This window comes from unidentified bacterial endosymbiont, assembly GCF_918797525.1.
Lineage (GTDB): Bacteria > Pseudomonadota > Gammaproteobacteria > Enterobacterales > Enterobacteriaceae > Enterobacter.
This window is the reverse complement of sequence record NZ_OU963893.1, coordinates 800,714-820,668: the sequence shown is the minus strand read 5'-3', so window position 1 is coordinate 820,668 and position 19,955 is coordinate 800,714. Positions and strand designations below refer to the sequence as shown.

The following is a 19,955-nucleotide window of genomic DNA, read 5'->3' as shown; positions in this document are numbered from 1 at the left end:
ATGTCGTCAGCTATTGCTGGTCCGATTCTGCCAGGTCGTCATGCTCCTGGCCCAAGAGCGATAATTCCAACAATGCATAACGGTGCTCAACGAAGTTGTGTACGTTGTTAGCGACCGCTAATTTGAACAGTGCCGTAGCGCTGTCCATATCCCCCAGACTTAGGTAGTACTTACCTAAATAGAAGTTAGTTTCACTGAGATGCTCAGCGAGCGAGGTGTTATCCGTTGCGTTCGCCTTGAGGCGTTCCATTAGCGTTGCTTCGCGAATGTTCCCCAGGTAGAACTCGACAATGTTCCATCCCCACTGTTCCTTGTCCGAGTTATCGAAGCGCTGTTTCAGTGCTTCTTTAGCCCGCTTCTCATCAAGCTTCTGCTCAACGATGTAAAGCCACAGGCTACGGAAAGGATCATTAGGATCGTCATGATAAAACGCCAGCAGATCATCTTGCGCTAACTTATCACGACCGCCGTAATACAATGCGATACCGCGATTCAAGTGCGCGTAGTTATAAGTTGGATCAAGCTCAAGTACAGAATCAAACGCTTCATAGGCAGCATCAAAATTGCCTGCCTGCGTTAAATAAATGCCTAAGTAATTGAATACTTCAGGCATATCAGGTCGAATTGCCAGCGCTTGTGAAAAATCATTTCGCGCTAGTGCCCTCAGACCGAGACTATCATACAACACTCCGCGCTCATATAAAAGCTGTGCGCGTTCGTCATCGGTTAAAGCCCTACTGGCAAGAATTTGTTCCATGCGTGCCAGAATCACTTCCTGCTGCAAAGTCGGTTGCAATGGCACTGCGAGGACTTCGCTCTTACGCCAGGCAGAGTTGCTGCATCCTGCCAGCGTTAAAGCTGTCGCAACGAAACACCAGCGCAAAAAAGGCTTCATTTCCCACTCCCGAAGACAACTATTGGATGAACGTCCTGTCCCCCGGCGGCTCAACAAGGCGTCCTGCCTGATAATATGCCCTCCGCAATGCGGAGGGCAAATAGCAACCTTACTCGCCTTGCTGTTCTGCTGCCGGTGCTTCTGGCGCAGCAGACGGAGACTGCTCGGTTGCTTCTTTAATGCTCAGACGGATACGGCCCTGGCGGTCAACTTCCAGGACTTTAACCGGGACCTCCTGATTCATCTGCAGGTAATCGGTCACTTTCTCAACGCGCTTGTCGGCTATCTGAGAGATGTGTACCAGACCTTCTTTACCGCCACCGATGGCAACGAATGCACCAAAGTCAACGATACGGGTCACTTTACCGGCGTAGATACGGCCTACTTCGATTTCTGCAGTGATCTCTTCGATGCGACGGATAGCAAATTTCGCTTTCTCGCCGTCGGTTGCTGCGATCTTCACAGTACCGTCATCTTCGATTTCGATGGTGGTGCCGGTTTCTTCGGTCAGAGCACGGATAACAGAACCGCCTTTACCGATAACGTCTTTGATCTTGTCGGGATTGATCTTGATGGTGTGGATACGCGGAGCGAACTGAGAAATGTCGCCGCGCGGTGCATTAATCGCCTGTTCCATCACACCCAGGATGTGCAGACGCGCACCTTTAGCCTGGTTCAGAGCAACCTGCATGATCTCTTTGGTGATACCTTCAATTTTGATATCCATCTGCAGCGCAGAGATACCGTCACGGGAACCCGCAACTTTGAAGTCCATATCGCCCAGGTGGTCTTCGTCGCCCAGGATGTCAGAAAGAACAACAAAGTTGTCGCCTTCTTTTACCAGACCCATTGCAATACCCGCAACGGCGGCTTTAATTGGCACGCCAGCATCCATCAGCGCCAGAGAGGCACCACACACGGAAGCCATAGAAGAAGAACCGTTGGATTCGGTGATTTCAGAAACCACACGAACGGTGTACGGGAATTTGTCGGCTTCTGGCATTACCGCCAGCACACCGCGTTTCGCCAGACGACCGTGACCGATTTCACGACGCTTAGGCGAACCCACCATACCGGTTTCACCAACAGAGTACGGAGGGAAGTTGTAGTGGAACAGGAAACTGTCAGTACGCTCACCCATCAGTTCGTCAATGTTCTGTGCGTCACGGGCAGTACCCAGCGTTGCAGTAACGAGCGCCTGCGTTTCGCCACGGGTGAACAGCGCAGAACCGTGAGTACGTGGCAGAACGCCAGTACGCACGTCCAGACCGCGGATCATGTCTTTTTCACGACCATCGATACGCGGCTCGCCTGCCAGTACGCGGCTACGAACGGTATCTTTCTCGATAGCGTGCAGAATTTCGCTCAGCTCGTTAGCATCCAGGGATTCATCTTCAGCAACCAGCGTCGCGATGGTTTCTGATTTGATAACGTCAACCTGAGCGTAACGCTCTTGCTTGTCGGTGATACGGTATGCATCGCTCAGACGTGCGCCCGCCAGTGCAGCAACGCGTGCGTTCAACGCGTCGTTTACCGCTTCTGGCTGCCAGTCCCAACGTGGTTTACCGGCTTCTTTCACCAGGTCGTTGATGTTCTGGATAACGATCTGCTGCTGTTCGTGACCAAACACCACCGCGCCCAGCATTTGGTCTTCGCTCAGCAATTCTGCTTCGGATTCAACCATCAGAACGGCGGCTTCAGTACCTGCTACCACCAGGTCCAGCTTACTTTCTTTCAGCTCTTCCTGCGTTGGGTTCAGTACGTACTGGTCGTTGATATAGCCCACGCGCGCAGAACCGATTGGGCCATTGAATGGAATACCAGACAGTGATAGGGCCGCGGAGGCACCGATCATTGCTACGATGTCCGGGTTAACCTGTGGGTTAACGGAAACAACGGTCGCGATAACCTGAACTTCGTTGACGAAGCCTTCTGGGAACAGCGGACGAACCGGGCGGTCAATCAGACGCGCAATCAGGGTTTCGCCTTCGCTTGGGCGGCCTTCACGACGGAAGAAGCCACCCGGGATTTTACCGGCAGCGTAGGTACGCTCCTGGTAGTTAACGGTCAGTGGGAAGAAGTCCTGACCTGGTTTTGCTTTTTTCTGGCCCACCACGGTCACGAATACCGCGGTGTCATCCATGCTTACCATAACGGCAGCAGTAGCCTGACGTGCCATCATGCCGGTTTCCAGCGTGACGGTGTGTTGACCATACTGGAATTTACGAACGATCGGATTCAGCAAAGTTCTGTCCTTTCTTAAATGTTTGACAGCACACCACCGGCGTGCTGTCGATTTACCCCGACCTTCTTCGCATCCTCGCGACTAATGACAACCAACACCCCCATGGGTGAAGCCTCTCATTAGCCGCGCGAACCTCTGCAATGAAGATCATTTATAGCAACAATACAATAGTTTCCAGTGAATTGCTGCCGTCTGGTTGAAAAAAGGGGCCATCAGGCCCCCTTTTCTGAAACTCGCAAGTCTTAGCGACGCAGACCCAGACGCTCGATCAGCGCTAAGTAGCGTGCAGCATTTTTACGTTTCAGGTAGTCGAGCAATTTACGACGCTGAGAAACCATACGCAGCAGACCACGACGGCTGTGGTGATCTTTTTTGTGCTCTGCAAAGTGACCCTGCAGGTGGTTAATCTGTGCGGTCAACAGGGCAACCTGAACTTCGGTAGAACCGGTGTCATTTGCATTCTGACCGAACTCAGAAACGATATCAGCTTTAGCTTCATTGCTTAGAGACATTTTAAAACTCCAAAGTATTAAGAATGAAAGGACGCCGATCTCTAATTCAGCGGTCCCAGTGTACGCCTGGTAAAATGTTAAACATTTTACCAGGCGTTAAGCCGCGACATTCTACTCGTCTCCCCTGCTTATCGCAAGATGAGCCGTTATTGTCGTTAAGCGTCGACCGGATACTCGACAACCAGTCGACGCGGTGCAACACGTCCTTCGCCATCCATTTCACCCATGCCGATAAACTTGCCGTCATCGCCTTCGGTTACACGGACCAGACCCGTCTGCGGCGCGTTGGTGGTGCGAACCGGGTTTCCGTTCTTAAAGTAAACGGACGATGTTAAAGGAAGATTAACGATCGGGAAATCGGAGGCAGGACTGTCCATCGGCATCAGCAGCGGATCGAGCAAATCTGCCGGGGCATGCCCTTGCTCTTCAGCCTGCGCAAGGAGCGCATAAAGGTGCTCAAGTGTCACCATCCGCTCGACCGGATATTTACTGACGGCCAGGCGACGCAGATAGGTCACGTGCGCGCCACAGCCCAGCTTTTCGCCCAGGTCATCAATGATGGTACGAATATACGTGCCTTTCGAACAGTGAACTTCCAGCTCCAGTTCATCATCCTCGTGACGAATAAAGAGCAGTTCATACACCGTTATCGGACGAGCTTCACGTGGAACATCGATGCCCTGACGCGCATATTCGTAGAGTTTTTTACCCTGGTATTTCAGCGCCGAATACATCGATGGCACCTGCAGCGTGTCACCACGGAAGCTGTCCAGCGCGGCATCGAGCTGCTCAGCGCTAAAGGCGACCGGACGCTCTTCCACTACCTGGCCATCAGCATCAGAGGTATCCGTGCGCTGGCCCAGTTTCGCAATAACGCGATAACGTTTATCGGAATCCAGCAGATACTGGGAAAACTTTGTCGCCTCGCCCAGGCAGACCGGCAGCATACCGGTCGCCAGCGGATCGAGCGCGCCGGTATGGCCCGCTCGGTTGGCGTTAAAAATACGCTTCACTTTTTGCAACACGTCGTTACTGGAAGCTCCCTGCGGTTTATCCAGCAGCAGCACGCCGTGAACGTCGCGACCGCGACGACGAGGACGACTCATTAGTCCTCCTTGCTGTCGTCCGCAGGGTTAACACGACGTTCGTCGTCATGTTTCACCACGCTGGTCACCAGGTTGGACATGCGCATACCTTCGACCAGCGAGTTGTCGTAGAAGAAGGTCAGTTCGGGAACGATGCGCAGGCGCATTGCTTTGCCGAGCAGAGAGCGGATGAAACCAGATGCTTCCTGCAGCGCTTTGATACCGTTTTTAACCGCTGCTTCGTCCTGGTCGTTCAGGAAGGTGACAAACACCCTGGCATATGCCAGGTCGCGGGACATTTCCACGCCCGATACGGTCGTCATCATGCCCAGACGTGGGTCTTTAATTTCGCGTTGCAGAATGAGCGCGATCTCTTTCTGCATTTCCTGCCCTACGCGCTGTGGGCGACCAAATTCTTTCGCCATACTAAATTCTCCAGACAAAAAAGGGGCTAACGCCCCTTTTTAAATTATTACCGGGTTGCACGAGGCGATCCCGGCCTACAATCCATTATTACGCAATACTACGCTGGATTTCGATGATCTCGAACACTTCGATCATATCGCCAACGCGAACGTCGTTGTAGTTCTTCACGCCGATACCACATTCCATGCCGTTGCGGACTTCGTTAACGTCATCTTTGAAGCGGCGCAGGGATTCCAGCTCGCCTTCATAGATAACCACGTTGTCACGCAGTACGCGGATTGGGTTGTGACGCTTGATGGTCCCTTCAGTAACCATACAGCCCGCGATCGCACCGAATTTCGGTGATTTGAACACGTCACGGACTTCTGCCAGACCGATGATCTGCTGTTTCAGCTCTGGAGACAGCATGCCGCTCATCGCTGCTTTCACTTCGTCGATCAGGTTATAGATAACGGAGTAGTAGCGCAGATCCAGACTTTCAGCATCAATCACTTTACGCGCGGAGGCGTCAGCACGAACGTTGAAGCCAACCAGGATTGCGTTGGACGCAGCAGCCAGGGTTGCGTCGGTTTCGGTGATACCCCCTACGCCAGAACCGATGATCTTCACTTTCACTTCGTCGGTAGACAGTTTCAGCAAGGAGTCAGCGATCGCTTCCACAGAACCCTGAACGTCGGCTTTCAGCACGACATTCACTTCGTGAACTTCGCCTTCGGTCATGTTGGCGAACATGTTCTCAAGCTTAGATTTCTGCTGACGAGCCAGTTTAACTTCACGGAATTTGCCCTGACGATACAGTGCAACTTCACGCGCTTTCTTCTCGTCACGGACAACGGTCACTTCATCACCGGCAGCCGGAACACCGGACAGACCGAGGATTTCAACTGGAATAGATGGACCTGCGTCCAGCACTTCCTGACCCAGTTCGTTACGCATCGCACGAACACGACCGTACTCGAAACCACACAGAACGATATCGCCTTTATGCAGCGTACCTTCGCGAACCAGAACGGTTGCAACCGGACCGCGGCCTTTATCCAGGAAGGATTCGATAACCGCACCGCTCGCCATACCATTGCGAATCGCTTTCAGCTCCAGAACTTCAGCCTGCAGCAGGATAGCATTCAGCAGGTCGTCGATACCGGTACCCGCTTTAGCAGATACTGGGATGAACTGCGCTTCGCCGCCCCACTCTTCCGGCATAACGCCGTACTGAGACAGTTCGTTCTTAACGCGATCCATATCGGCTTCTGGCTTATCAATTTTGTTGACGGCCACAACCAGAGGTACCTGCGCCGCTTTCGCGTGCTGGATAGCTTCAATGGTCTGTGGCATCACGCCATCGTCGGCAGCAACAACCAGGACAACGATATCCGTTGCCTGAGCACCACGAGCACGCATGGAGGTGAACGCTGCGTGGCCTGGGGTATCCAAGAAGGTGATCATGCCGTTTTCGGTTTGTACGTGGTATGCACCGATGTGCTGGGTAATACCCCCCGCTTCACCCGAGGCAACTTTAGTAGACCGAATGTAGTCGAGCAGAGAGGTTTTACCGTGGTCAACGTGACCCATGATGGTCACAACCGGTGCACGCGGTTCAGCCGCTGCGCCAGTATCACGGTCGCTCATCACTGCTTCTTCCAGCTCGTTTTCACGACGCAGGATAACTTTGTGACCCATCTCTTCGGCAACCAGCTGTGCGGTTTCCTGGTCGATGACCTGGTTGATGGTGGCCATGGCGCCCAGTTTCATCATCGCTTTGATGACCTGAGAGCCTTTAACCGCCATCTTGTTCGCCAGATCGCCAACGGTGATGGTTTCACCGATCACAACGTCACGGTTAACGGCCTGAGCAGGCTTCTGGAAGCCCTGCTGCAGAGCAGAACCTTTACGCTTACCGCCTTTACCACCGCGAACGGCAGCACGTGCTTCTTCACGGTCAGCTTTAGATTCAGCGTGCTTGTTGCCTTTCTTGGCAGGACGAGCCGCTTTCGTCGTGCGAGTACGGCTACGACCACCTTCAACTTCACGGTCATTGTCATCTTCGGCCTGACGAGCGTGCTGAGACGTCGTTACGTGATAATCGCTGTTGTCTTCAGTAGGTTCAGCGGTATTCACGCCATTCTTCTCGTTTTCTTCAGCCATGCGGCGCGCCTCTTCAGCAACGCGACGAGCTTCTTCTTCAAGCTTGCGGCGGGCTTCTTCTTCTGCTTTACGCTTCAGCTCGGCAGCTTCATTTTCACGGCGGGCTTTTTCAGCCTGGGCAGTTTTGGTCATTTCGTCTGTCTGTTGATTGCTCACTTTGTCTTTTTCCGCAGCGTCACGCTTCACTTTATCACTTGCGTCGCGTTTCGCTTTTTCTGCGGCCTCACGTTCAGCTTTTAATTCTGCTTCACGTTTGGCAGTTGCTTCTGCCTCACGCTGAGCTTGTTCTTCCGCTTCACGCTGTGCCTGCTCTTCCGCGGCAAGGCGTTCTGCCTCTTGCGGATCACGTTTTACAAAGGTGCGCGTCTTGCGGACTTCAATTTGTACCGATTTGCTTTTACCACCGGTACCAGGGATATTCAACGTGCTACGCGTTTTGCGCTGCAGCGTCAGCTTGTCAGGCGTAGAGCCGTGTTCACGGTTCAGATGCGCTAACAAGGTTTGTTTTTCATTCGCCGTTACCGAGTCATCAGCGGACTTCGGGATCCCTGCATCAGCAAATTGCTGTACCAGGCGGTCCACGGAGGTCTGAATCTCGGCAGCCAGCGATTTTACAGTTACATCAGTCATGCTGTTCCTTCCTGCTACAGTTTATTACGCTTCGTCGCCGAACCAGCAAATATTACGTGCGGCCATGATGAGCTCGCCAGCTTTCTCGTCGGTTAAACCTTCGATATCAGCCAGGTCATCAACGCCTTGCTCAGCGAGATCTTCCAGCGTACAAACACCACGGGCAGCCAGCTTGAACGCAATCGCACGATCAAGACCTTCCAGATTCAGCAGGTCATCAGCCGGCTTCTTATCGCCAAGGCTTTCTTCCTGAGCCAGTGCCAGGGTGGTCAGTGCGTTTTTAGCGCGTTCACGCAGGGCTTCAACGGTTGGTTCATCCAGACCGTCAATTTCCAGCAGCTCTTTCATTGGCACATAGGCCAGTTCTTCCAGCGTAGAGAAACCTTCTTCAACCAGAACAGTGGCGAAATCTTCGTCAATATCCAGATGTTTAGTGAAGGTGTCGATCGCCGCATGGGCTTCAGCCTGATGCTTAGCCTGCAGGTCATCAACGGTCATGACGTTGAGTTCCCAGCCGCTCAGCTGTGACGCCAGACGTACGTTCTGACCGTTACGGCCGATGGCTTGCGCCAGGTTGCCCGCTTCAACGGCGATATCCATCGTGTGTTTATCTTCGTCAACGACGATAGATGCCACATCGGCCGGCGCCATTGCATTGATCACAAACTGCGCCGGGTTGTCGTCCCACAGAACGATATCGATACGTTCGCCGCCCAGTTCGGTCGAGACCGCCTGAACGCGCGCGCCACGCATACCCACGCAAGCACCGACCGGATCGATACGCTTGTCGTTGGTTTTTACCGCGATTTTCGCACGGGACCCCGGATCACGGGCCGCGGCTTTGATCTCGATAACTTCTTCGCCGATTTCCGGCACTTCAATGCGGAACAGTTCAACCAGCATTTCTGGTTTAGAACGGGTCACGAATAGCTGCGCACCACGCGCTTCTGGACGCACAGCGTACAGAACACCGCGGATACGGTCGCCTGGACGGAAGTTCTCACGCGGCAGCATATCTTCACGCAGGATGACGGCTTCAGCATTACCCGGCAACGCCTCGGATTTGATCTCCAGAGAAATGTTATCGCGGTTCACTTTCTTCACCACGCCAGTGATGATTTCGCCTTCCTGATCGCGGAATTGATCAACAACCAGCGCGCGCTCGGCTTCGCGTACTTTCTGCACGATTACCTGTTTTGCAGTCTGGGTGGTAATGCGGTCGAAGGTCACAGATTCAATCTGATCTTCAACATACTCGCCCACGTTAAGACTTTCATCTTCGTAACGTGCTGCTTCCAGGGTGATCTCTTTAGTAGGCTGGGTAACTTCTTCAACAATAACCCAACGGCGGAAAGTATCGAAGTCACCGCTTTTACGATCAATTTCTACGCGAACATCGATCTCTTGTTCGTATTTTTTCTTGGTTGCTGTAGCCAGTGCACTTTCCAGCGCTTCAAAAATCTTCTCACGCGGCAGTGATTTCTCGTTGGAGACGGCTTCAACAACAGCCAAAATTTCTTTGTTCATCGCGGGCTTTTCACCTCAATCCGGACTGTTAAAAGTGGGGAACCAGGTTCGCCTTCTGGATATTACTCAGCGCGAACACTTCATCTTTGCCTTCGACTGTCACCGTGATCATCTCACCTTCTACGGCTTTGATGACACCCTGCCATTTGCGGCGGTTTTGTACGGCCATACGCAGAACGAGAGCCACTTCTTCACCGATATAACGCACATAGTGCTCGGCCGTGAACATCGGACGATGGAGGCCAGGTGAGGAAACTTCCAGGTTGTACGCAACGGTAATTGGATCTTCAACATCCAGCACCGCACTCACCTGGTGGCTAACATCAGCACAATCATCAACATTGATGCCATCTTCACTATCAATATAGATGCGCAGCGTCGATGTACGGCCGCGAACAAATTCGATGCCGACCAGTTCGTAGCCCAGTGCTTCGACCGGCGCAGTAATCATCTCTGTTAATTTTTGCTCTAATGTGGACAAGCCCACCCCCAAGACATAAAAAAAGGGCGTAAAGCCCAGTTATTCTGTAGTCAGATAACAAAAAACCCCGATAAATCGGGGCTTTAGATAACTGAACCCTATAGCCACAACTGTGGCCTGGAGCACTTTCCGAAAGAATTTTTTCAAATCCAGCTACGAAGGCGCTAAGTCTTCACAGTATATTTGAAAAAGAACTTTATGGGAAAATGGTTGCGGGGGCCGGATTTGAACCGACGACCTTCGGGTTATGAGCCCGACGAGCTACCAGGCTGCTCCACCCCGCGCCTGAAACGTGGCAAATTCTACGCGTTTTGATAAGAATTTGCAAATAATGCTGGGATTTGGTACCGAAGACGGGACGTAAAATCGGCGTTCAGTATATTGATAGTGAACCCTGCCTGTCAACCCAGTTTTCACCCGGAAAAAGTGACAGAAAATTTTACAAAAAACGCGCGATTCTCTTCCGGTCATCGTTAAAAGATGATTAAATGAATACTCACTTATTTTGCATAATCATGCATCGAAAGCGAAAGCGGTCTCTAATCAGTCAAACAAGCAGGGTTTTATTTTATGACGACGATTCTCAAGCATCTTCCGGTAGGACAACGTATTGGCATCGCTTTTTCTGGCGGCCTGGATACCAGCGCTGCACTGCTGTGGATGCGCCAAAAGGGAGCGGTTCCGTATGCATATACTGCGAACCTGGGTCAGCCGGATGAAGACGATTATGATGCTATCCCTCGCCGTGCCAGGGAGTATGGCGCAGAGAATGCACGTCTGATTGATTGCCGTAAGCAGCTGGTTGCTGAAGGTATCGCGGCTATTCAGTGTGGTGCATTCCATAACACCACCGGCGGTTTGACCTATTTTAACACCACCCCGCTGGGCCGTGCAGTCACGGGCACTATGCTGGTGGCCGCCATGAAAGAAGATGGCGTGAACATTTGGGGTGACGGCAGTACGTATAAAGGCAACGATATCGAACGTTTCTATCGTTATGGTCTGCTGACCAACGCCGAATTGCAGATTTACAAACCGTGGCTGGATACCGACTTTATCGACGAACTGGGCGGCCGCCATGAGATGTCCGAGTTTATGATTGCCTGCGGCTTTGACTACAAAATGTCCGTCGAGAAAGCGTATTCCACCGACTCAAACATGCTCGGTGCGACCCACGAGGCAAAAGATCTGGAATTCCTGAACTCCAGCGTGAAAATTGTAAACCCGATCATGGGCGTGAAGTTCTGGGACGAAAACGTCAACATTCCGGCTGAAGAAGTAACGGTACGTTTTGAACGTGGCCATCCGATCGTCCTGAACGGAAAAACCTTCTCTGACGATGTCGAAATGATGCTGGAAGCAAACCGCATCGGCGGTCGCCACGGTTTGGGCATGAGCGATCAGATTGAGAACCGTATTATCGAAGCGAAAAGCCGTGGCATCTACGAGGCGCCGGGGATGGCGCTGCTGCACATCGCTTACGAGCGTCTGCTCACCGGTATACACAACGAAGACACCATTGAGCAGTATCACTCTCATGGTCGCCAGTTGGGTAAATTGCTGTACCAGGGCCGCTGGTTCGACCCGCAGGCGCTGATGCTGCGTGATGCCCTGCAGCGTTGGGTCGCGAGTGCGGTCACCGGCGAGGTTACGCTGGAACTGCGTCGTGGCAATGACTACTCCATTCTGAATACCGTGTCTGACAACCTGACCTACAAAGCAGAACGTTTGACGATGGAGAAAGGTGAGTCCGTGTTCTCTCCAGACGATCGTATTGGCCAGTTGACCATGCGTAACCTGGACATTACCGATACCCGTGAGAAGCTGTTCAACTATGTTGAGAATGGCTTACTCTCCGCAAGCACGGGAAATGGACTGCCGCAGGTTGAAAACCTGGAACACAGTAATAAGAAGTAATCGCTCACTAAAAATTAAAAGTTCAGAAGTGTTAATGCTGGTCATTTAAGGTGACCAGCAGCCTGTTTGCGTTGTGGTACTGTAGAATCTGTACCCTGTATATCCAGACTTGGATATCAAACCAATCCCTATCAGTAAACGTTTCAGAATGCTATTTCTCCCGCCATGTGAAACGTTTTCTTCAGTCTCAGGAGCGCGAAATAAAGCTATCTGCCCGCGAAGGTTTTCATCTTCTGTAAGTATTTCCTGCAGATTAGTTTCTGCATTGTTGCTGCCATTCACCATAAAAATATGATCGCCGGATGTTGTACGCAACCACTGACATGACTGGTGAAGGTATGCTGTAATTCTGGCTATTTCCCCGCTTTTGTTAAGTCCATCATTGTTATTTCGAACGGAATTTAGCGCTTCTGCCAGAGGCGTTGCTTACATGTTGCTTTCTGTGTTTTTTATTTCAATTGCGTAATATAAACTCAACGCAGCCGAGAACATCTCTCAGTTAAAGAAATGCGGTACTAACGATTATTGATTTGCCATTTTTTCATATAATGCCAGCTGTTTTATGGTTATAGAACAGTGTATTATGTGATCAATAACGCCCTTCACGAAACCCACCTTAAACCTGATATTTACCACACACCTGGATGCTCAGTAGTGTCGCCGCAGAAAGTGTTTTCTCTGGAGAGAGAACGTGGTGCCGGTACTGGCCTGCTCAACACTAATCTTACCCACCAACAATGGAAAATGGTATTCAGGCTGTTAATCGGGCCAATCACCCTGCGTTGAGGAATGTTATCCCATCAATTAAAGTCGACTGCCTCGGAAAACGTGAGGGTATGTTTTTGCAATGACGTCACAATCGAAACTACAGACGAAAAAAAAGACGTCTTCCGACGTCTTTCTTCTGGAATATTGGTACCGAGGATGGGACTCGAACCCACAAGCCCGTTAGGGCACTACCACCTCAAGGTAGCGTGTCTACCAATTCCACCACCTCGGTACTGAATACTTACTGCGGGATATCGCTGCTCGGCTTAGCCGGTGCTGCTGGCTGAGTCTGCTCAGTTTTTGCTGGCGCGCTCAGGTTTTCCCACTCACTTCCTTTACCGATCTTGTTGCTGTTGATATTGCCCAGCACCAGACTGATGATGAAGAACAGCGTAGCCAGGATCGCTGTAGTACGGGTCATGAAGTTCGCAGAACCACTTGAACCGAACAGCGTACCGGAAGCGCCTGCTCCGAAGGAGGCTCCCATATCAGCGCCTTTACCTTGCTGCAGCATGATCAGCGCTACGAGAGCGATGGCTACAATAAGGAAAACAACTAAAAGAGCTTCGTACATAATCAACCTGTTCCTTGCGGATTTGCCGCATACCAATGCTTCGACCAATTAGCAGGATTTCTTGCTTCCCACTGAAGCGGGTGTGAATACTAACTAAAGCGAATGACCTTCGCAAGGGCATTTTTGATGCATTGTATCAACTGCGGAAAAAAACAGCAAAAAGACGTTAATTGCTTAAAAACAGGGCTAAAAGCGCCTCAAATTTAAACACTGCGTTAAGCGCGCTTATTCTTAGGCTTCGACTGGCGTATGCCAGTCATCTGCACCGGAGGTTACGAATGCGGTATGGAGCCAACTTATCTTACGATAAGATAGGGTAACTTTAACCAACTGAGTAAACTCAGCTTTCTGTGAATCCTGACAGTGCGGCATCTGACAGTCGATCTCAACAATCGTCGCGTCCTCAAGTTTTGTAGAGAAGAAGTGTTCCTGCTTCCCTTCACTTGAGGTACGGTACTATTTCATCTCCACTTCAGGGAGCATCTCACCGGAAGCCAGCGCATTATAAAGGAGGGGGACTGCTTTGTTCAGCGCAACGGTGAATCTAAACGGTTTATGAGCGCGTTGACCCGAAGGTTGGCCCGATTGCGGAGCGGTTGGAACCGTTACAATATGTTCAAATTCCGGGACCAACATTTCATCTTCATGGCCCTGAACAAAAATATTGCCTACAGATGCAGACGTGAACGCACCTAAAGTGATGTTACCCTAGGTTTTTCCCTGGATTGAGATATAACATGGAGTTGGCATTTCAATTTCCTTTGAAAATTAACCATCATTTAGGTGAAAACGAACATCCTGTTCCTTCCACCTTAAGAAGAGATTGCCCGGCATCCCGCCGGGAACAACATCCCGATAAAAAATTACCATGGTCAGTACGCAATAAATTCCCTGCGTGTTCGTAAAATGTAAACGAATATGAAGAAAATATTTTCCATTTATCGACTAAACATAAATAGTAAAAATACTTGCGTTCTTTTTACGTAAAAATGATTTAAAAATATTTGTACAAATAATATTATTACTCATTTTTATGATACTGCTGCAAAACAAGCTCAGTATAATTTAATTGTCTATCAATTAATTTATACTGGGATGCGCGCTGTGCCGCCATAAGCGGATTCGGATCCGGGCTAAGCCACATTTGCACCGGTCCAAAAAAATTCTTCAGGCGAACGGCTGCCAGATGTTGTAACCAGTTGTTGAACACGCGCGGGTCATAGAATCGAAAACGATGAGAGATGTCTCCCTCTTCCTCTATATAGAGTAGCCCCTGAAGATGGCGGATGAGTTGTTCAGGCTCATCTACATCGGCTGCCAGCCACAGCGCGTTAAACCCATAATCTGGCCGTGACAGTATGTATTGCACCAGTCTCGGTTTAGTCCATGCCGCCAGTAGCCATGGTCCTTTGGCGGCGAGCGCCTGCTCATCGCTACGGAACATTCATAAAGTCGAAAGACCAGCTCTGATTCATCCTTTCTGGCGTCATCAAAGGCGCAGATTACGGGCTGGCAAACGTTGTATCCCCTTGCGACGAAGATTCAGTTTCAGCAGACAAGAGATCCTATGCACCCGCTTGTGGTTCCAGTTATGCCCCTGTCTGCGTAATACCTGAAATAATTTTGGAAAACCATAACGTGGATAACGCTCTGCGGCCTCCTGTAGGCCAGAACAACCGGCTCATCACGCGAAGTATCCGGTTGGTAACGGTAAACCGTTCGACTCAGAGCCAAAGCCCGACAAGCCTGTCGGATACTGAGCTTAAATTCATCGGTCAGGTACGTCACCAGCTCACGCTCGGCCGTTGGCTTCAGAGCTTTCTTCGATAACATCCTTTAACGCTCGATTTTCCAAACTAAGGTCGACAATCATCTGTTTCAGACGACGATTTTCATCTTCGAAGTCTTTTATTTTTTTTGATATCAGAGGCTTATATGCCGCCATATTTGGCTTTCCAGTTGTAGTAGCTAGCTTCGGATATTCCCGCTTCGCGGCAGACGTCCTTAACGGTACGTCCAGCTTCGACAGACTTCAAAACGGCGATAATTTGATGTTCAGTAAATCGTAATTTACGCATAGCGATCTCCTTCGTTGACAATGTCAGTATGCCGGAAGATCTCTAAATGTGAATGGCACTATTATGCGGGATAATTACACCGTTGAACCGGCTGATAGAGATAAAAGCTGACGACACCAAGACCTGGCAGCAAAAGAAGCAACGTGGCCACATTTTGATTACTTTGCGATCCCAGTGGTTTTATATTACTCCATGTCCAAAGGGGCCCCACAGCCAAATGGCAATCACCCCTGGTAGCCGGGCCTGATGCATAATGTGATCAAGCAAAGAGAATAATTCCGTATTTAATTCACCAAACAGATTAATTTAAGGTAAATATATTACGGATGGTTGCAGAGGAGAGAGCGGAGGATTTGAGATATTACCTACAAAAAAAGGCGACAAGCGCCGCCTTTATAATCACTGACCATAAAATGTTATGCCGCTTTAACCGCATCCGCAATGCGATGCGCAAATTCGGTTACCTGAGCTTCATCTTCACCTTCAACCATCACGCGGATCAGCGGTTCGGTTCCAGACTTGCGCAGCAGTACGCGTCCTCGGTTACCGAGCGCAGCTTCAACGTCTGCCATTACCGCCTTCACGTTTTCGCTTTCCAGCGGGTCGCCCTTGCCAGCGGTGAAACGTACATTCACCAGGATCTGCGGAAACATTTTCATGCCGCTGCAGAGATCGTGCAGGCTCATATGATTGCGCGCCATGGCGGCCACCACCTGCAGACCCGCCACAATGCCGTCACCGGTGGTGGTTTTGTCGAGCAGGATCACATGACCAGAGTTTTCCGCCCCTATACGCCATCCTTTCTCCTGCAATTTCTCCAGCACGTAGCGGTCGCCCACTTTGGCGCGCACAAACGGGATCCCCAGCTGTTTCAATGCCAGTTCGAGGCCCATATTGCTCATCAGCGTACCAACCGCCCCCCCGCGTAGCTGGCCCTGACGCAGGCCTTCGCGAGCAATGATATAGAGGATCTGATCGCCGTCGACCTTATTGCCTTCGTGGTCAACCATGATCACGCGGTCGCCATCGCCGTCCAGAGCAATGCCAAGATCGGCTTTTTCTGCCAGTACGCGCGCCTGCAAGGCACGTACGTCTGTCGCACCCACTTGCTCGTTAATGTTCAGGCCATCCGGTTCACACCCGATGGTGATCACTTTCGCGCCCAGCTCGCGAAAGACATTCGGGGCAATGTGGTACGTCGCGCCGTTTGCGCAGTCCACCACAATTTTAAGGTCGGCCAGGCTCAGTTCATTCGGAAACGTACCTTTGCAGAATTCAATGTAACGGCCAGCGGCGTCGACAATGCGGTTTGCTTTACCCAGCTCGGCGGAGTCAACGCAGGTGATCTCTTTTTCCATTTCGGCTTCAATCGCTTCCTCTACTTCGTCCGGCAGTTTCGTGCCGTCGATAGAGAAAAACTTGATGCCATTATCATAGAATGGGTTATGCGATGCCGAAATGACAATCCCCGCTTCCGCACGGAAGGTACGCGTAAGATACGCAACGGCAGGCGTCGGCATGGGGCCCGTGAATGATGCAGAAAGCCCCGCAGCCGCCAGACCAGCTTCAAGCGCAGATTCCAGCATATAGCCAGAAATGCGGGTGTCTTTGCCAATGATTATCTTACGCGAACCATGACGCGCCAGGACTTTACCTGCCGCCCAGCCAAGCTTCAACACGAAATCAGGGGTAATTGGAGCATCGCCTACACGCCCACGGATACCATCGGTACCAAAATATTTACGATTACTCATAGCGTTTGTTTTCCTTCGCTGCCAGTGTGGCTTCAACCACCCGCATGGCTTCTACTGTTTCTTTGACATCATGGACGCGAATAATGTGTGCTCCTTGCATCGCTGCAATGACCGCACAGGCCAGGCTCCCGCTCAGGCGCTCGCCTGGCCCCACATTCAGTAACTGCCCAATCATCGACTTTCGCGACATGCCAACCAGCAGCGGCAGGCCGAACTGATGGAATTCGGATAACCGTGAAAGCAGGGCATAATTGTGGGAGAGATTTTTACCGAAACCGAACCCCGGGTCGAGCAACAATTTCTCTTTTGCGATACCCGCCCGTTCGCAGCGTTCGATATGCTCAATAAAGAAGCGGCTTACGTCGTCGAAGACATCATCATACTTAGGCGCTTCCTGCATGGTTTTCGGCTGCCCCTGCATATGCATCAGACAGACCGGCAGGCCGGTTTCGGCTGCGGCTTCACGTGCGCCAGGTTCGGTGAGAGAGCGAACGTCATTAATGATGTGAGCACCCACTTTTGCTACCTCACGAATCACTTCGGGCCTGGAGGTATCGACCGAGATCCACACTTCAAAGCGCTGCGCAATGGCTTCAACTACCGGTACTACGCGCGCCAGCTCCTCTTCCACAGAAACTTCCGCCGCCCCTGGACGCGTCGATTCACCGCCAACGTCAATGATGGTGGCACCCGCATTGATCATCAGATTGGCATGCTTTACCGCCTCAATGAGCGTGTTATGCGTTCCGCCGTCCGAGAAGGAATCAGGGGTAACATTCAGGATCCCCATCACATGAGGATGCGCGAGACTGAGAGGTGAGTCCTGGGCGATTAGTTTCATGGCAAATTCCCTGGTATTCATATGGGTTAACAGAAAAGAAAAACCCCGGAGCAAGCTCCAGGGTTTGAGGTACAGACAAACGCTTCAACAGCAGTGACTTACTTATCGCCCAACTGTTCTGACATGGTATTGCCCGGGTTTGGCGTACGCGGTTCATCTACCGGACGCGGCGCACGCGGGGTGCCATTGTTGTCAGAATTGTTGGAAGCGCCTGGGTCTTCCCAGCCCGCAGGCGGACGCACTTCGCGGCGAGCCATCAGGTCGTCAATCTGCGGAGCATCGATGGTCTCATATTTCATGAGCGCATCTTTCATTGAATGCAGAATGTCCATGTTGTCGTTCAGGATCTGACGCGCGCGCGCGTAGTTACGCTCAATCAACGCTTTCACTTCCTGGTCGATGATACGGGCTGTCTCATCGGACATATGTTTTGCTTTTGCAACTGAACGGCCCAGGAACACTTCGCCATCTTCCTCTGCATACAGCAACGGACCGAGTTTATCGGAGAAGCCCCACTGGGTCACCATGTTACGCGCCAGGTTTGTCGCCACTTTAATGTCGTTGGACGCGCCGGTCGAAACATGTTCCACACCGTAGATGATCTCTTCCGCCAGACGTCCACCGTAAAGGGTTGAAATCTGGCTTTCCAGCTTCTGACGGCTGGCGCTGATCGCGTCCCCCTCAGGCAGGAAGAAGGTCACACCCAGGGCACGACCGCGCGGAATAATCGTCACTTTGTGTACTGGATCATGTTCCGGCACCAGGCGACCGATAATAGCGTGGCCCGCTTCGTGATATGCCGTGGACTCCTTCTGCGCTTCCGTCATCACCATGGAGCGACGTTCCGCACCCATCATGATTTTGTCTTTCGCTTTTTCGAATTCCACCATAGACACGACGCGTTTGTTACCGCGAGCGGCAAACAGCGCGGCTTCGTTGACCAGGTTAGCCAGATCTGCACCGGAGAAACCCGGCGTACCGCGCGCAATAATTGCTGCATCAATATCTGGTGACAGAGGTACACGACGCATATGAACTTTCAGAATCTGTTCACGACCGCGAACATCCGGCAGACCGACCACAACCTGACGGTCGAAACGGCCTGGACGCAGCAGCGCAGGGTCAAGTACATCCGGACGGTTGGTTGCGGCAATAACAATGATACCTTCGTTACCTTCGAAACCATCCATCTCAACCAACATCTGGTTCAGAGTCTGTTCACGTTCATCGTGACCGCCGCCCAGACCCGCGCCACGCTGGCGGCCTACGGCGTCGATTTCATCGATGAAGATAATGCACGGCGCTGCCTTTTTAGCCTGCTCGAACATGTCGCGCACGCGAGATGCCCCCACACCGACGAACATTTCAACGAAGTCAGAACCTGAAATAGTGAAGAACGGCACCTTCGCTTCACCCGCAATGGCTTTCGCCAGCAGGGTTTTCCCGGTACCCGGAGGCCCCACCATCAGAACGCCTTTCGGGATCTTACCGCCCAGTTTCTGGAAGCGGCTCGGCTCGCGCAGGTATTCAACCAGTTCGCCCACCTCTTCTTTCGCTTCGTCACAACCTGCGACATCGGCAAACGTGGTTTTGATCTGATCTTCCGTCAGCATACGCGCCTTGCTCTTACCGAACGACATGGCGCCTTTGCCACCTCCGCCCTGCATCTGGCGCATAAAGAAGATCCAGACCCCAATAAGCAGCAGCATCGGGAACCAGGAAATGAAGATAGAAGCCAACAGGCTTGGCTCTTCTGGCGGCTCGCCGATTACCTTAACGTTTTTAGTCAGAAGGTTATCAAGCAGCTTAGGATCGTTCACCGGGATGAAAGTCGTGTAACGGTTACTATCTTTCTTGGTAACGTTGATCTCACGTCCGTTGATACGCGCTTCGCGAACCTGGTCCTGATTGACCTCTTGCAGGAAGGTAGAATAATCCACCTTACGGCCATTCGACTCGCTGGGCCCAAAGCTCTGGAAGACGGACATCAGCACAACGGCAATGACCAGCCAGAGTATTAGGTTTTTCGCCATGTCACTCAAGGGATTAACCTCACATTACAACTGTGTTAAAAACA

15 protein-coding genes, 2 tRNA genes and 2 pseudogenes are annotated in these 19,955 nt (G+C 51.5%); 2 read left to right on the top strand and 17 right to left on the bottom strand.

What is annotated here, in order from left to right:
• Positions 1-10: 10 nt before the first annotated feature.
• The 9 genes from nlpI to NL510_RS03880 all read right to left on the bottom strand — a co-directional run bounded on the left by nlpI (position 11) and on the right by NL510_RS03880 (position 10,230).
• Positions 11-895 (bottom strand): lipoprotein NlpI, encoded by an 885-nt coding sequence (gene nlpI, locus NL510_RS03920; protein WP_253381743.1) that lies wholly within the window; start codon positions 893-895, stop codon positions 11-13.
• A 109-nt stretch (positions 896-1,004) separates the two neighbouring features.
• On the bottom strand, positions 1,005-3,140 hold the full coding sequence (gene pnp, locus NL510_RS03915; protein WP_253381742.1) for a polyribonucleotide nucleotidyltransferase: 2,136 nt from the start codon (positions 3,138-3,140) through the stop codon (positions 1,005-1,007).
• 242 nt (positions 3,141-3,382) lie between these two features.
• Positions 3,383-3,652 (bottom strand): 30S ribosomal protein S15, encoded by a 270-nt coding sequence (rpsO, locus tag NL510_RS03910; RefSeq protein WP_253381740.1) that lies wholly within the window; start codon positions 3,650-3,652, stop codon positions 3,383-3,385.
• 155 nt (positions 3,653-3,807) lie between these two features.
• A complete protein-coding gene (gene truB, locus NL510_RS03905) occupies positions 3,808-4,758 on the bottom strand; it encodes a tRNA pseudouridine(55) synthase TruB (RefSeq protein WP_253381738.1) in 951 nt (316 codons plus the stop codon).
• Positions 4,758-5,162, bottom strand: coding sequence for a 30S ribosome-binding factor RbfA (rbfA, locus tag NL510_RS03900; protein WP_253381737.1), 405 nt, complete (start codon positions 5,160-5,162; stop codon positions 4,758-4,760). Before rbfA ends, truB begins: the two co-directional genes overlap by 1 nt.
• Before the next feature lie 88 nt (positions 5,163-5,250).
• Positions 5,251-7,938 carry a translation initiation factor IF-2 gene (gene infB, locus NL510_RS03895; protein ID WP_253381735.1) on the bottom strand — a complete coding sequence of 896 codons (2,688 nt, stop codon included), beginning with the start codon at positions 7,936-7,938 and terminating at the stop codon, positions 5,251-5,253.
• Positions 7,939-7,962: 24 nt separating this feature from the next.
• Positions 7,963-9,465, bottom strand: coding sequence for a transcription termination factor NusA (gene nusA, locus NL510_RS03890; RefSeq protein ID WP_253381733.1), 1,503 nt, complete (start codon positions 9,463-9,465; stop codon positions 7,963-7,965).
• A 28-nt stretch (positions 9,466-9,493) separates the two neighbouring features.
• Positions 9,494-9,946 carry a ribosome maturation factor RimP gene (rimP, locus tag NL510_RS03885; RefSeq protein ID WP_253381731.1) on the bottom strand — a complete coding sequence of 151 codons (453 nt, stop codon included), beginning with the start codon at positions 9,944-9,946 and terminating at the stop codon, positions 9,494-9,496.
• Between the two features lie 207 nt (positions 9,947-10,153).
• Positions 10,154-10,230 (bottom strand) — tRNA-Met (locus NL510_RS03880).
• Positions 10,231-10,516: 286 nt separating this feature from the next.
• Here NL510_RS03880 and argG point away from each other — a divergent pair.
• The gene (gene argG, locus NL510_RS03875; RefSeq protein ID WP_253381729.1) at positions 10,517-11,863 is read left to right on the top strand and encodes an argininosuccinate synthase; all 1,347 of its coding nucleotides are present in this window, start codon (positions 10,517-10,519) and stop codon (positions 11,861-11,863) included.
• 654 nt (positions 11,864-12,517) lie between these two features.
• The gene (locus NL510_RS22780; protein ID WP_301308585.1) at positions 12,518-12,649 is read left to right on the top strand and encodes a hypothetical protein; all 132 of its coding nucleotides are present in this window, start codon (positions 12,518-12,520) and stop codon (positions 12,647-12,649) included.
• Positions 12,650-12,776: 127 nt separating this feature from the next.
• On the opposite strand, the gene NL510_RS03870 is transcribed toward NL510_RS22780, so the two are convergent.
• From NL510_RS03870 to ftsH, 8 genes and pseudogenes are all read right to left on the bottom strand, one after another.
• A tRNA-Leu gene (locus NL510_RS03870) sits at positions 12,777-12,863 on the bottom strand.
• A gap of 9 nt (positions 12,864-12,872) precedes the next feature.
• Positions 12,873-13,205, bottom strand: coding sequence for a preprotein translocase subunit SecG (gene secG / locus NL510_RS03865; RefSeq protein ID WP_253381727.1), 333 nt, complete (start codon positions 13,203-13,205; stop codon positions 12,873-12,875).
• Between the two features lie 231 nt (positions 13,206-13,436).
• Positions 13,437-13,907 (bottom strand): annotated as a pseudogene (locus NL510_RS03860) (Hcp family type VI secretion system effector).
• A gap of 319 nt (positions 13,908-14,226) precedes the next feature.
• A complete protein-coding gene (locus tag NL510_RS03855; RefSeq protein WP_253381725.1) occupies positions 14,227-14,649 on the bottom strand; it encodes a DUF4123 domain-containing protein in 423 nt (140 codons plus the stop codon).
• Positions 14,648-15,283, bottom strand: a pseudogene (locus NL510_RS03850) (transposase); the annotation flags it as partial. The gene NL510_RS03855 and the pseudogene NL510_RS03850, both read right to left, overlap by 2 nt.
• A 416-nt stretch (positions 15,284-15,699) precedes the next feature.
• On the bottom strand, positions 15,700-17,037 hold the full coding sequence (gene glmM, locus NL510_RS03845; protein ID WP_253381724.1) for a phosphoglucosamine mutase: 1,338 nt from the start codon (positions 17,035-17,037) through the stop codon (positions 15,700-15,702).
• Complete coding sequence (gene folP / locus NL510_RS03840; protein WP_253381722.1) at positions 17,030-17,878, bottom strand: dihydropteroate synthase; 849 nt, start codon at positions 17,876-17,878, stop codon at positions 17,030-17,032. Before folP ends, glmM begins: the two co-directional genes overlap by 8 nt.
• Positions 17,879-17,976: 98 nt before the next feature.
• Positions 17,977-19,911, bottom strand: coding sequence for an ATP-dependent zinc metalloprotease FtsH (gene ftsH / locus NL510_RS03835; RefSeq protein WP_253381720.1), 1,935 nt, complete (start codon positions 19,909-19,911; stop codon positions 17,977-17,979).
• Between the last annotated feature and the right edge of the window lie 44 nt (positions 19,912-19,955).